At 61.1% G+C, this 13,345-nt stretch carries 12 protein-coding genes; 6 read left to right on the top strand and 6 right to left on the bottom strand.

All coding sequences use genetic code 11. The annotated features are described in order from the left end of the window. The first annotated feature begins 142 nt into the window (after window positions 1-142). Genes HX855_RS05595 through HX855_RS05585 form a run of 3 tightly spaced genes read left to right on the top strand, consistent with a single transcriptional unit; the run spans window position 143 to window position 3,708 of the window. On the top strand, window positions 143-802 hold the full coding sequence (locus HX855_RS05595; RefSeq protein WP_177087233.1) for a paraquat-inducible protein A: 660 nt from the start codon (window positions 143-145) through the stop codon (window positions 800-802). Beyond that, window positions 789-1,412, top strand: coding sequence for a paraquat-inducible protein A (locus HX855_RS05590; RefSeq protein WP_177087235.1), 624 nt, complete (start codon window positions 789-791; stop codon window positions 1,410-1,412). The genes HX855_RS05595 and HX855_RS05590 overlap by 14 nt, the downstream gene beginning before the upstream one ends. After that, window positions 1,405-3,708, top strand: a complete 2,304-nt coding sequence (locus HX855_RS05585) for a PqiB family protein (RefSeq protein ID WP_177087237.1) — start codon at window positions 1,405-1,407, stop codon at window positions 3,706-3,708. Before HX855_RS05590 ends, HX855_RS05585 begins: the two co-directional genes overlap by 8 nt. A 170-nt stretch (window positions 3,709-3,878) precedes the next feature. Here the strand turns inward: HX855_RS05585 and mksF are convergent, their stop codons facing one another. From mksF to mksB, 3 genes are read right to left on the bottom strand one after another with little or no spacing between them, the layout of a single operon-like run. Then, a complete protein-coding gene (gene mksF / locus HX855_RS05580) occupies window positions 3,879-6,719 on the bottom strand; it encodes an Mks condensin complex protein MksF (RefSeq protein ID WP_177087239.1) in 2,841 nt (946 codons plus the stop codon). Beyond that, window positions 6,716-7,423 carry an Mks condensin complex protein MksE gene (mksE, locus tag HX855_RS05575; RefSeq protein ID WP_177087241.1) on the bottom strand — a complete coding sequence of 236 codons (708 nt, stop codon included), beginning with the start codon at window positions 7,421-7,423 and terminating at the stop codon, window positions 6,716-6,718. The genes mksF and mksE overlap by 4 nt, the downstream gene beginning before the upstream one ends. Next, window positions 7,413-8,690, bottom strand: a complete 1,278-nt coding sequence (mksB, locus tag HX855_RS05570; RefSeq protein WP_003214377.1) for an Mks condensin complex protein MksB — start codon at window positions 8,688-8,690, stop codon at window positions 7,413-7,415. Before mksB ends, mksE begins: the two co-directional genes overlap by 11 nt. A gap of 187 nt (window positions 8,691-8,877) precedes the next feature. On the opposite strand from mksB, the gene HX855_RS05565 reads away from it, so the two are divergent. Further along, window positions 8,878-9,615, top strand: coding sequence for an energy transducer TonB (locus HX855_RS05565; RefSeq protein WP_177087475.1), 738 nt, complete (start codon window positions 8,878-8,880; stop codon window positions 9,613-9,615). After that, window positions 9,608-10,060: a ribosomal protein S18-alanine N-acetyltransferase gene (rimI, locus tag HX855_RS05560; protein ID WP_177087243.1), complete on the top strand. Its 453-nt coding sequence runs from the start codon at window positions 9,608-9,610 to the stop codon at window positions 10,058-10,060. The genes HX855_RS05565 and rimI overlap by 8 nt, the downstream gene beginning before the upstream one ends. A gap of 119 nt (window positions 10,061-10,179) precedes the next feature. On the opposite strand, the gene HX855_RS05555 is transcribed toward rimI, so the two are convergent. Next, window positions 10,180-10,584: a serine kinase/phosphatase gene (locus HX855_RS05555; RefSeq protein ID WP_177087245.1), complete on the bottom strand. Its 405-nt coding sequence runs from the start codon at window positions 10,582-10,584 to the stop codon at window positions 10,180-10,182. A 152-nt stretch (window positions 10,585-10,736) separates the two neighbouring features. Between HX855_RS05555 and can the strand changes: the two genes are divergently transcribed. Next, window positions 10,737-11,381 carry a carbonate dehydratase gene (can, locus tag HX855_RS05550; protein ID WP_177087247.1) on the top strand — a complete coding sequence of 215 codons (645 nt, stop codon included), beginning with the start codon at window positions 10,737-10,739 and terminating at the stop codon, window positions 11,379-11,381. Here the strand turns inward: can and HX855_RS05545 are convergent. Together HX855_RS05545 and HX855_RS05540 are read right to left on the bottom strand one after the other, a co-directional pair. Next, the gene (locus HX855_RS05545) at window positions 11,378-11,902 is read right to left on the bottom strand and encodes an SET domain-containing protein-lysine N-methyltransferase (protein WP_177087249.1); all 525 of its coding nucleotides are present in this window, start codon (window positions 11,900-11,902) and stop codon (window positions 11,378-11,380) included. The genes can and HX855_RS05545 overlap by 4 nt on opposite strands. Before the next feature lie 173 nt (window positions 11,903-12,075). Continuing rightward, the gene (locus tag HX855_RS05540; RefSeq protein ID WP_177087251.1) at window positions 12,076-13,245 is read right to left on the bottom strand and encodes a hypothetical protein; all 1,170 of its coding nucleotides are present in this window, start codon (window positions 13,243-13,245) and stop codon (window positions 12,076-12,078) included. Window positions 13,246-13,345 lie beyond the last annotated feature (100 nt).

The following is a 13,345-nucleotide window of genomic DNA, read 5'->3' as shown; positions in this document are numbered from 1 at the left end:
ACGCAATCAGGGGTTTTGTTTTGGGCGGTCGGAAACTTTAAAGCGTGCTTGATCCACCGTGGCGCCCGACAAATTTGCACAGTTATTTCTGAACCAGAACACTAGAATAGCCACCTAATGTTTTTTAGAGTCCGAGCCCTATATGCCCGACCCGGTTGATACCCTCGAGGGGTCAGACTTACCGCTGGACGAACTGGTGGCATGCCATGAGTGCGACTTGCTGATGCGCAAGCCAGAGCTTGTCCGCGGTGAAAAGGCCCAGTGCCCGCGCTGCGGCTACGAGTTGTATGCGCACCGCCATAACGTCGTGGAGCGGAGTCTGGCTTTAGTGCTTGCCGCGCTGTTGTTGTACGTCCCCGCGAACTTTTTACCCATCATGCAGCTCAATCTACTCGGGCAGTCCTCGCAGGACACCGTGTGGACCGGCGTTGTCGGCCTGTTCGACACCGGCATGCAAGGGGTCGCGGTGGTCGTGTTCCTTTGCAGCATGGGCATTCCGTTGCTCAAGCTGCTGTGCCAGCTGGCCGTATTACTGAGCATTCGCTGGAACATCGGCCGCAGCTACGGCTTGCTGTTTTATCGCATCTACCACCATCTAAAAGACTGGGGGATGCTCGAGGTCTACCTGATGGGAGTGCTGGTGGCGATTGTAAAACTGGCCGACATGGCTTCCATCACGGTAGGGCTGGGCCTGGCTTGCTTCGTGAGTCTGTTAATGGTCCAGGTGCTGCTGGAGGTGGTCATGTCGCCTCACCAGATTTGGGAAGCGCTGTCAGGAGAGGATGCTCATGCGGGCGATTGATGCGGGCATTCTGATCTGTACGGAATGCCACGAGTTAAACAAACAAGACCCGGACACCGACGAGCAAACCTGCACCCGTTGCGGTGCGCAGGTGCACGCTCGGCGGCCGAACAGCCTGACACGCACCTGGGCGTTGCTGATCACGGCGGCCATCTTGTACATCCCGGCCAACCTGTTGCCGATCATGACCGTCAGCTCCCTGGGGCAAGGCGACCCGAGCACCATCATGTCCGGCGTGATCCAGTTGATGCAGCACGGCATGTTCCCCATCGCGGCGGTGGTGTTTATCGCCAGTATCCTGGTGCCCACCTTCAAGCTGGTGGGCATTGGCCTGCTGCTGTTCTCGGTGCAACGTCACCAGCCACTTTCCGCGAAACAACGCATTATCATGTACCGCTTTATCGAGTTCATTGGGCGCTGGTCCATGCTGGATATCTTCGTGATCGCCATCCTGGTGGCGGTTGTAAATTTTGGGCGGCTTGCCAGTGTCGAGGCCAATCTCGGCGCCGTGGCGTTCGCCAGTGTGGTGATTTTGACGATGCTTGCCGCAGTAACTTTCGATCCCCGACTGATTTGGGATAACACGGAGTCGGACGACGACCATGAGTGATTTGCCTAAGGCTAAAACCCGCCCAGCTTCCAACTGGTCGGCCATTTGGGTGCTGCCCCTGATTGCCCTGATCATCGGCGGCTGGTTGGGATGGCGTGCCTACAACCAGCAAGGTATCGAGATTCAGGTTCGCTTTGAAAGCGGCGAAGGCATCCAGGCCAACAAGACAGAAGTGGTCTACAAAGGCATGCCCGTGGGTAAGGTCAAAACCCTGGCCCTGGACGATGAAGGTAACAATCGCGGGGTGATTGCCACCATCGAGATGAACAAGGATGTCGAGCAATACCTCAAGACCAACACCCGCTTCTGGCTGGTAAAACCCAGTGTCAGCTTGGCCGGGATCACTGGCCTGGAAACCCTGGTCTCGGGCAACTACATCGCTGCCAGCCCGGGCGATGGTGAGCCGACGCGCAAGTTCAAGGCCCTTTCCGAAGAACCTCCCTTGTCCGACGCCAAGCCCGGCCTGCACCTGACGATCAAAGCCGATCGCCTCGGCTCGCTGAACCGTGGCAGCCCGGTGTTCTACAAGCAGATCCAGGTGGGCCAGGTCAAAAGCTACCTGCTCTCCGAAGACCAGACCACTGTTGAAATCAAGGTCTATATCGAGCCCACCTACGCCAGCCTGGTGCGCAAACACACGCGCTTCTGGAACGCCAGCGGCATCAGCATCGACGCCAACCTCTCCGGTGTAAAAGTCCGCAGTGAGTCCTTGGCCAGCATCGTTGCCGGCGGTATCGCCTTCGCCACGCCAGAGAACCGCAAGGACAGCCCTCCGACGGACCCAAGCCTGCCGTTTCGGCTCTACGAAGATTTCGACGCCGCCGCCGCGGGCATCAAGGTCAAGGTCAAGCTCAGCGACTTCGAAGGCCTGCAGGCGGGGCGTACGCCGGTGATGTACAAAGGCATCCAGGTTGGCAGCCTGAAAACCCTGAAGATCGACCCGGACCTGTCCAGCGCGAATGCCGAATTGACCCTCGACCCACTGGCCGAAGACTACCTCGTGCAGGACACCCAATTCTGGGTAGTCAAACCGTCCATCTCCCTGGCGGGCATCACCGGCCTGGAAGCCCTGGTCAAAGGTAACTACATCGCGATCCGTCCCGGCGACAAGGGCACCGCGCCCCAACGGGAGTTCGTGGCCCGGGCCAAGGCGCCGCCACTGGACCTGCGCTCGCCTGGCCTGCACATGGTGCTGTTCACCGACAACCTAGGTTCCCTGGATGTCGGCAGCCCGATCCTCTACAAGCAGGTCAAGGTCGGCTCCGTGCAGAGCTACCAGTTCTCACGCAAGAACAAGCAATTGGTGATCGGCGTTCATATCGAGAAGGAATACGAAGGGTTGGTCAACGGCTCGACGCGTTTCTGGAATGCCAGTGGCGTAACCCTGACGGGTGGACTTACTGGCGGTATCCAGGTGAAAAGCGAATCGTTGGCCAGCCTGATGGCAGGCGGTATCGCCTTCGAAACCCCGGAGCAGAATGTGCCGCTGAAAAAGCGCATCCCGCGTTTTCGCCTGTTCCCGGATCGCGAGGCAGCCAATCAGCACGGTACGCTGGTGACCATCAAGGTCGACCGCGCTGATGGCCTGCGCCCTGGTACGCCGGTGCGCTTCAAGGGCCTGGACGTGGGCAAGATCGAAAGCGTCGACCTGAGTGCCGACATGCAATCGGTACTGCTCAGCGCGCGCATCACTCAAGTGGCCGATCGCATCGCCCGGGCCGGCAGTCAGTTCTGGGTGGTCAAGCCGGAACTCGGGCTGATGAAAACCTCGAACCTGGAAACCCTGGTCACCGGTCAGTACATCGAAGTGCAGCCAGCGGTGAAAAACGCGGGCCCGCAAAAGAGCTTTGTCGCCCTCGACCAACCGCCGGAAGCGGTCCATCAGGAAGCCGGTTTGAGCCTGGTACTCAGCGCCGCACGTCGCGGCTCGTTGAAGGAAGGTGTGCCGGTTACCTACCGCGAAGTCACCGTAGGCAAGGTCACAGGCTACGAGTTGGGCCAGACTGCCGACCGTGTGCTGATCCACATCCTGATCGAGCCCAAGTACGCGCCTCTGGTGCGCAGCGGCAGCCGGTTCTGGAACACCAGCGGGTTCGGTCTCGACTTCGGCCTGTTCAAGGGCGCGACGGTGCGTACCGAGTCCCTGGAGACCCTGGTTGCCGGCGGTATCGCCTTTGCTACGCCAGACGGCGAGCGTATGGGCAACGCCGCTCGGCCGCAGCAAACCTTCCCGCTGTTCGACAAGTTCGAAGACGAATGGCTGACTTGGGCACCTAAAATCCCACTCGGCAAATAGGCCGAGGCGCGGCCTTCGCGAGCAAGCCCGCCCTCCCATTCAATCGGGTCCCTTCAGGGGGAACTCGGTCAAATGTGGGAGCGGGCTTGCTCGCGAAGAGGCCCTCAAGACCACCAAAAAAAGGCCGCGATCCAAAAGATCGCGGCCTTTTTGCCTTTCAGCGCAGCCGATTAAACCTCATCCAGTTCCGGCTCATCCGCCTGCACATTCACCGTGGCCTTCACCACATCGTGACGGCGAATGTATTTCCAGTCCGCCTCATCAATGTAGATCCCGTTCGGCCCGCTGCCGCCTTCCAGGTCGATCGCCACCTGGGCGGACACCTGCGGCTTCACACTGGCCAGAATCGGCACGAAGCCCAACTGCAGGCTGGTTTCCAGCAACGCGGCCTGGTTCTTCTCATCGATATCCGCGGCCTCGTCGAGGTAGTACGGCAAGCGCACGCGCCCGGCCTGGTCGCGGTCCATCAAGTGCAGCAACAAGTACATGTTGGTCAGCGCCTTGATGGTCATGGTGGTGCCGTTGGAGGCAGCGCCATCGATGTCGGTGTGAATGATCGGCTGACCGTTGACCTTGGTGATCTCGAACGCCAATTCGAACAGGTCCTTGAGGCCCAACTGGTTATGGTTGGCCGCGACCAGGCGCGCCAGGTATTCCTTGGCTTCCTCGTTCTTGTTGTCCTGCTCGGCGCTCTGGCTCAGGTCGAACACCGACAGGGTTTCGCCTTCTTCATACTGACCGGCACTGTGGATGATCTGGTCGATATGCTTGAGGGCTTCCTTGTTCGGCGCGAGCACGATGCGGAAGCTCTGCAGGTTGGACACCTGACGCTTGTTGATCTCGCGGTTGAACAACGCCAACTGGTGCTCAAGGCTGTCGTAGTCACTGCGGATATTGCGCAAGGTCCGCGCGATATCGGTGACCGCCGCACGCCGTGCCTTGCCCAACGTCAGGGCTTCATCGGTACGGTGCGCGTACGCGTTGATCAACAGGTGCAGGCGACGCTCCATATCGTCTTCGCTGTCGAACTTGGCCACGCCCTTGAGGCGCACCTGGGCGTACAGCGCGTCGATCTGGCCATCGGCCCGCAGCAAACCCTGCCAGCTGTCCTGATAGTCATTGAGCAGCGGCAGCAGGTTTTCCATGGAGTCGTCGACCGGGTCCATGAACGGCGTACCAAACGGCAGGTCCGCCGGCAGCAACTGACGACGACGCAGCGCGTCATCCAGGGTGCGCTGCTTGGCTTCCATGTCGCCAATCTGGCGGCCCACCAGTTGCAGCTTGGCCGACAGCTGCTGGACACGTTCGGTGAACGCATCGCTGGAGCGTTTCAACTCGTCCTGGGCGCCTTCCATCTGCGCCAGGTTTTCCAGCTTCTCGCCTTCCTCGGCGCTCAGGGTTTGCGCACGGCGGAAGTCTTCCAGCGCCTTCTGTGCGTCCAGCACCTGCTGGTACAGCGCTTCAGTCTGGGTCTTGCTCGCCGCGCGGTCTGAGGCCACCGCTTGTTGGGTTTTCAGTTGCTTGAGTTCTTTTTCCAGGCGCTCTTTCTGATCGCGCAACGCGGCACGGTCAGCCAAGGCCTGCAACGCTGGCGGCTCGATGTGCGAAATGTCGATGGCCAGGCCCGGCACTTCAAAACGCTCGCCCTTGAAGCCATCAAGGATTTGCTCCAGGGATTTCACCCACAGGCCTTCTTCATCCAGCGTGATGCCATGCTCACCCAGGGGCAAGCTGAACAGCGAACTGTTGAACAGGCGCATCAGGCGCTCGACATCCTGTTGCGAGAATTCTTCCCGCAGCTTGGCGTAGCTGTTGTTGTCAGCGTGATCCAGTTGCTGCTTCACCGACTTCAGGCGTTTTTCCAGGTCCCGCAGACGCTCGTCCAGATCTTCGGCGCTGAACTGGCGCGACTGCGCCAAGGCACCGGCCAATTCATCGTGAGCATCCTTGGCCGCCAGCAGTTGCTGCTCCAGCACCTTGACGTCATCCACCAGCGCGAAGCGATGCTTGAGCACCGACAATTCACCGAGCCAACGCTGAATGCCGCTGATTTCCCGCTCCAGGCGCATCAGCTCCTGAGTGCCGCCGCGCTGGTCGTTCTGCAGCGAGTCCTGCTCGTTGCGGTAATGCTCGGCCTGGATCGTCAGCTCTTCCTTGCGCGCACTGGCGTAGTCCGACCAGGTGCCCAGCAACGAGTCCAGCAACGGCGACAGGCGATGCAGTTTGCCCCGCAGGATTTCCCGCTGTTTCACGCCATTGGACAGCGCTTCCACCAACGGCCCGGCGGCGACCAGTGAGTTGTAGTCTTGCTCCATGCGTCGCACATCGCGGAAGGCTTCTTCACACGCCGCGATGTAATCCACACTGCCGGAACGCAGGCTGTGTTCGAACGCATCCAGGAACAGCTGCTTCAACTTGGCGGCGGTAATTTCCCGCATGTGCAGCAAGTTGATAAACAGTGCGCGGAAGGTCTTCAGGCTCTGTTCGCTGGTGGAGCGCAGGGGGATCAGGGTCAGGTCCAGCGGGATCGACGTGTGGCCGCCCACCAGCAAACGCCGCAGTTCATCCGGCTTCAACTCGTAGGCTTTCAGGCCTTCGCGCTCAAGGTTGGTGAACAGCTCTTTCTGGCGCAGGCAGGTGTCGTTCTTCTGGTAATGCGCCAAATCCAGCTTGCCCGCGTAGGCAAAGAACTGGTGACCAAAACCACCGCCCGGGCCGCGACCGACCACGCCGATCACATGCGGCCCATGGGGCAGGGCCACTTCCACCAGGATGTAGCTGGTGTCAGTGGCAAAGTAGAAGCGCCGGGATTGCTCCAGGGTGTACTTGCCGAAACTCATGTCCGACATGCGCGCCAGAATCGGGAACTGCAAGGCGTTGATCGACGCCGATTTACCGAGGTTGTTCGCGCCATACACCGACAGCGGTTCTTCCAGCGGGAACAAGCCCAGGCTGTAACCGGCGGTGTTCAAAAGGGCGAAGCGGCGAATGCCGTAGCGTTCCTTGCTCATGCGTCGGTCTCCTGTTCTTCGGCAATGGCACGGGCCATGGCGTCTTCTTCGCTTTCTTCCTCGAAGTCACTCAAGTCCAGCGGATCATCGGTCTTCAGCAGTTTTTCATCGCTGTCTTCGTCGATGATCACCGGGGCCGGCAACGGCAATACGCTGTGAATGCTGGCGGCCAGGTCACGGTCTTGCTGGACCGAGAGGCACACATCCAGGAAGCGGTGCATCGGCGGCAGGAAGCGGTAGATACCGTTTTCTTCGCTGGCAAAACCCAGTTGGGTCATGCGGCGCATGATTTTTTCTTCCAGCTCCTCAACGGTCGTCACTTCGGCCTGGATAAACAGGTCGCGGTATTTTTCCAGCAACGACGGCAGCTCGTCACGGCCCAGGCTGCCACCGTCGAGCACGGCGATCGGGTCGCGGCCCTGGTCGGCCAGGTGCTCGACGATGATGAAGGTGAACAACGCCAGGCGCTGGGCGGTCTTGTTGACCTGCGCGGCGGCCACGGCGGAGTCCGGCACGAAGTAGTAGAAACCCCGGGTATCGCACACCAGCTCAAAGCCCAGGGCCTTGAACAGCGTGCGGTACTGGTCCTGGAAGTTCGACAGTTGGGCGTACAGCTCCGGGTCGCGGCGGCTGACGTGGTAACCCTTGAACAGCTCGCGAAAGATTGGCGCCAGCTGGGACAGTTCGGATAGATCAAGATGCATGAGGTGTGCTCGCAGAATTCCCGGCCGTATCAATACTGGCTGGAAGCAGGGCGAATGAGCGCAGGCTGACCTGGTGCTCGTGAGTGTGGTAATCCCGTCGTTCCAGACGTTCGCGCTTGAAGCGTTTTTCCCGCGACAGGCGTGAGAACCAGTACAGCAACTCGTCAGTTGCGCCGTCCGGTTCCTGCTCCAGCAGCCAGGTCATCAGGTCCGGCATCGGCAGCGCGTCTTCGCAGCGCTCGAGCATTTCCTTGACCGTGCGCGGTGCGCGTGGGGCTTCACCCTTGTGGGATTTGTGCGCCTTGGGGAAGCGCGCCGGCTTCGGTTCGAAGTTGGCCAGGGCGTACACGTAGGCTTCCACCTGGCTGGCACTGCCGAGGAAGGTGCTTTGGGGCCGGGTGAACATCGGCATGGCCGCCTGCGGCACCGCGTCCAGGCCCTTGCGGCGGATCGCCGACAAGGCCAGCGCCGCGCCACGGGTCACGGCGTTATGCCGGCGGGCCTCTTCACGCAGGGGCAACAGCAGCTCCCGCGCATGACGCAAGGTCAGCTGGGCGCTGGTCTGCATTTCGAGGATGCGCGCGTGGGTGCGCAGCAGCATGTCGTCGTCCACCAGGTGGCCGAGGCGCTGCTGCTCGGTGAGCATGCGCAGCAGCACGTTTTCGACCTTGCGCACGCCTTGTTCGAAGGCGCCGTCGGCGTTCACCAGTTGGATCATCGGTTCGACGTATTCGTCCCAGGTCGCCAGGACTTCGGCGTAACGCTGGCGTAACGGGATCTGCCGGTCGCTGGTCTTGGCCCGGTCGGCCACGGCCGCGAGGGCCTGTTCGTCGTTGGCGAGTTTTTTCAGCACGTCCCGCACGCGCATGTCCAGCAGGCGCAGTTGGCGCGCCAGGTCATGGCCGTCACGGATGTCGAAGGCGTCCTGGATATAACCGGCCAGGCGCTCAAGGTGGCGCAGGTAGGCTTCAATCTCCAGGCACAGGCCTAGCCGGTGCTCCTTGCGAAGATAAGCCAGGAAGTCGTGGATCTGTGCATTGAGCTCGAAACGGTTCGGGCTCTTGGCGACAGGCACCAGGATATCCAGGCGAATCCACACGTCCAGCAGGCTGGTGATGTCCTGTGGCGTGCTGTCCAGTTGTTGGGCGGCCAGTTGGGCGCGCAATTCGCTGAGGCTCAGGGTGCCTTGGTCGAAGTGTTCGCACAGTGGCTCAAGCAGGGCCCAGTGTTCGGCGAGGGCGCGCAAGACGCGCTTGGGTTCGATCATCGGAGTGGCCGGCTGGTTAGCGGTTAAAAGTCGCGATTGTACTGCATCAGGCGCGGGATTTATCCACAGCCGGTCAGTGCGCAGTGGGCGATTGTTACCGAACAGCGGTAGAATCCCCGCTCTTTAGTTATCCACAAGTGGCCGACCTTTGCTTATCGAGTCCCGACGTCGCGCTTACTTGACCGCCATGCAGGTGGTCAACTGGCTGCCGCGCACTGAACTGCCCTTCGCCGCACCCTCGCGGCCCGAGCTGCTGGAGGCCCTGGAACCGTTCGAGGCCTTCGGGCCTTCGGGTGAGGAGGCGGCTGCGCCGGTGCCGGTGGTCAAAGCCGTGGCTGAAACCCCAGTGGTGCGGCCAAAGGTCGAAGTCCCACGCCCGTCGCCGGTGGCCAAGCCGGTCGTCGCCGAAGAAGCGCCTGCCGTGGCCAAGGCTCCGGTGGTGCCGCCGCCGCGTTTTGCCCTGCAATTGCTGCGGGCCGGACGTTGCCTGTTGCTGGTGGAGTTACCCACCGGCGAGCGCTTCCAGACCCGCGACCCGGCTTATCTGCTGCTCAAAGACATGCTGCGCGCCGCCGGCCTGCCCGACAGCCCGCAAATTGTCGGGGAGCCGGTACGTTGGCCGCTGCTGGTGCGGGGCACCATGGACCAGGGGCCGGAAGCCGCGCGGGATTTTGTGCAAGGTTTTGTGTCGGCGCGCCTCGAAGACGAGCCCTGCGTGTGCCTGTGGCTGATCGGCCTGCCTGCCGTGCGTTTCGCCGGCGAAGCCAACGCCGAGGCCTGGTACCGTGAACTGCAGGTCGAAGGCCTGGGCTCCGTCTGGGCCCTGCCGGGCCTGGAACTATTAATGGAAGAGCCACAGCGTAAGGCTGATGTCTGGCAAGCCATGCGCCGGCTGATGGCGCGCTGGAAAAGTACCGATGAGTGAAGCTTTATCCTTCCGCCCGATGACCGAGGCGGACCTCGACGCTGTACTGAAGATCGAATACGCAGCGTTCAGCCACCCCTGGACCCGCGGGATTTTTCTCGACGGGCTGGGCAAGTACCAGATCTGGCTGATGTTCGAAGGTGAGCAACAGGTGGGCCACGGGGTGGTGCAGATCATCCTGGACGAAGCGCATTTGCTGAACATCACCGTCAAACCGGAAAACCAGGGCCGCGGCCTGGGCTTGAGCCTGCTGGAGCACCTGATGTCCCGGGCCTACGAGGCCAAGGCGCGTGAATGTTTCCTGGAAGTGCGCGACAGCAACACCGGCGCGTTCCGCTTGTATGAGCGTTATGGGTTCAACGAAGTGGGTCGCCGGCGGGATTATTACCCCGCCGTCGGTGGTCGCGAAGATGCGGTCGTGATGGCCTGCACCCTGGTCGACTAAACACAGGCCCAATGTGGGAGCGGGCTTGCTCGCGAAGGCGGTGGTTCAGTCGCCAGATGTATTGACTGACACACCGTATTCGCGAGCAAGCCCGCTCCCACATTCAGTTCGGCAGGGTGTCAGCGGTTGCCGTCTACCGGATCGATATCGGCCATCTCGGCCTCATCCAGGCCATTACCGCCGCCAATCTCATCTTCATCGACGATGCTCAGGTCCCAATCGGCCGGTTCATCGTCGCCAGCTTCCCGGGCATCGCGCGCGCCGTCCTCATGGATCAGCGTTTCCGGGCTCATGTCATCATCGGTTGATTCATGATCATCGGTGGAGGCCCCGGTCATCCCGGCCTCGCGCACCCGTTCGTCGGGCATCAGATGCTCGCGTTCGCGGGGCGGAATCTCGTCGCCGATCTCAGCCGTGGGCGCTTCCTCGTCAAAATCCAGTTCCCGCATCGAACCCATGCGGTCTTCGTTGTCATCAATCGGCTCCGGTTGGGTGGCGCCGAAAGGACGTCGTGAATCAGTCATGGCGATTCCTCATACTGTGGGGCTTATAGTGTGTGGACAGGCATGGCTCCCCAAGATTCAAGTAATTGCCCGCCGGCTATCTTTAATTCCTGGCGTGACCCGGACGGGCGGTCGATTGTCAAAGCTGCGCATCATTCCTGAGGCTTTCCCTGATGAACGAACTACAAGACCTGCTTGATAACAACGAACGCTGGGCAGATGCGATCAAACAGGAAGATCCCGAATTCTTCGCCAAGCTCGCCCGCCAGCAAACCCCGGAATACCTGTGGATCGGCTGTTCCGACGCCCGCGTACCGGCCAACGAGATCGTCGGCATGCTGCCGGGCGACCTGTTTGTACACCGCAACGTGGCTAACGTGGTGCTGCACACCGACCTCAATTGCCTGTCGGTGATCCAGTACGCGGTCGACGTGCTCAAGGTCAAACACATCCTGGTCACCGGCCACTATGGCTGCGGTGGCGTGCGCGCCTCGATGCAGGACAACCAGTTGGGCCTGATCGACGGCTGGCTGCGCACCATCCGTGACCTGTACTACGAAAACCGCGACGTGCTGGCCCAGTTACCCACCGAAGAGGAACGGGTAGACCGCCTGTGCGAGCTGAACGTGATCCAGCAAGTGGCCAACGTCGGCCACACCAGCATTGTGCAAAATGCCTGGCACCGCGGGCAGAGCCTGTCGATCCATGGTTGTATCTATGGGATCAAGGACGGCCGCTGGAAAAGCCTGAACACCACCATCAGTGGCTTTGAGCAATTGCCGCCGCAATACCGCCTGCGCCCGCTGGGTGCGGTCTAAGGGCTTTTGCGTGCGCGCCATTGCGCCATGAACTGTTGACCCTCGGCATTCAGCGGCTCTTTCATGCCGGTGATCCAGCCCCGACAGTTGAGCTCGCCGCACTGGCAGCGAAACTGTCGGAACAGCACGTCCTCGGTGTGGGCGTAATCCATGGTCAGCAGGGCGCCGGCGGGCACCGCTTGAACGGACCACAGTTCCAGATACGTCATGTCGAGAAACACGTTGGGGTTGCACGAGTGCGACAGCAGGCCGCTGAACCACGGGTCGTACAAGTGGATGCGCGACGACATTTGCACCGTGTGCATTCGCCGCTCGCTCAGCGCATAGCCCGACACCTTGGCGATACACAGGCGGCTGTCAAAGGCGACGCGGGTCTTGATGCCATCACCTGAACCGTTGCGGGCTCGCACCACTTCGTAGTCGCGAGCGCGGGGGTAGCCGTGTTCGGTGAGCACGCTCGCGAAGGGGTAAAGGCAGTCACTCACAGCGGTTTTAGCCTTGTCCATGGCTTGAGTTTTCATGACTCTCCAGGAAGGGGCTGCATCGACCTGCCGGTAGTGTCTTGACTGCCAGTCTTGCAGCGGATGGGCGCGGCTCAAGACTCGCCTAAGCAGGATCCAATTTCTACTGTCAAATCTGACAGTAGAAATTGCCTATTTTTTTAGGTAGGAAAGTGCCCTTCCTGCAGCCTGCGTCAAAGCGCCGGGGCTTCCACCGACGGTGCCGGCACTGCGCTTTTCAATTGCCTCAGCTGGGTTTTGATCGCCGGTTGGGCGCACTTGGCGTTCGCTTGCTCGGGCGTCAGCTCGCGGATCGAGGTGTAGAACAGTTCGCACGTCTGCTCCTTGCGCGTCACCTGCCAGGTGTTCATGCAGCCCTTGAGCTGCACATTCGGGTCGCTGGCGGGCTTCTGGCCCATCGCGGCCTGCCAGCAGGCGGCACTCAAATCCTGGCCCATCACCTTTAAGCCGGCCTCATCGGCCTTTTGTTCGTCACCGCCATAAGTGTCGGGGCTGGCGGCGTACCAGATGTAGCTGGGATGGTTGGCGCCCAACACGGCCACCGTGCTGCCATCGGCCGGGCTGATCTGTGCCAGGCCCAACACCCCCACGGTTTGCCCGTATTGCTGCTTGATCCAACTGCGCACCGGCGCCCCGAAGGCCACCATCGGCAACGCGCCGCCGGCGTGCAGGCTCAATTCCTTGACCATGCGCGTCTGGTAGTCGGTGAAGTAGCTGTAGACGCCTTCCAGGTCCTTGCCCGCCGTAGCGGGGGCGGCGATCGGAGCGATGTCGATGATGGTCTGGTATTCCGGCGTCTGGGTCGCCGGGATGCCGTTGGCCGTGAGCAAGGTTGCCCAGCGGTCGGTGGTGGCCGACTCCAGGTAATCCTGGAAGTGGGTCAGGGAATAGTCCGGCGGAAAGTGCAGCAGCTCGATGCTCTTGCGGTTTTCCAAGGCCATGCCCAGGGGCAGGAACAGGTACCAGTTGAACTGCCATTTGCCGTCGCCGTTGAGTTTGCTGGCGCCCTGGTAGGCCAGGTCGGCGGTGTCGAGCAAGGTGGTCAGCGGCTGGCCATAACCGTCCGGCACGCCGCTGAAGGCGGCAAGCACCTGGTCATGCTCGGTTTTGACGCTGACTTTGGCCCGGCTGTAACCGTCTCGTTGCAGGCTCTGGTTCAGGTAGTGCTCGACGGTCTGTTCCAGCGTCCAGGGACGAAAACAGACGACGTTGCAATTGTTCGGGTACGCGAACAACTGGGTGACCCGTTGCGGGGTACCCAGCGGTACGGTGACATCAGCCTGTACGACCGCACTCAAGGTCAGTGCGGCCAGGGTGAAGGACAACCTGGAGAGTTTAAACATGGATGGTTCCCTGTCAGCGAAAGCCCGTCTGCGCGGGGTGAATGCCCACCCTCACACAGTAGCGGTTGACCGGGAAAAGCGCGTGAAAAAACTACGCGCT

The organism is Pseudomonas sp. IPO3778, from assembly GCF_013386825.1.
Lineage (GTDB): Bacteria > Pseudomonadota > Gammaproteobacteria > Pseudomonadales > Pseudomonadaceae > Aquipseudomonas.
Note: the sequence above shows the minus strand (reverse complement) of the source record. Positions and strands in the feature narration are given on the sequence as shown.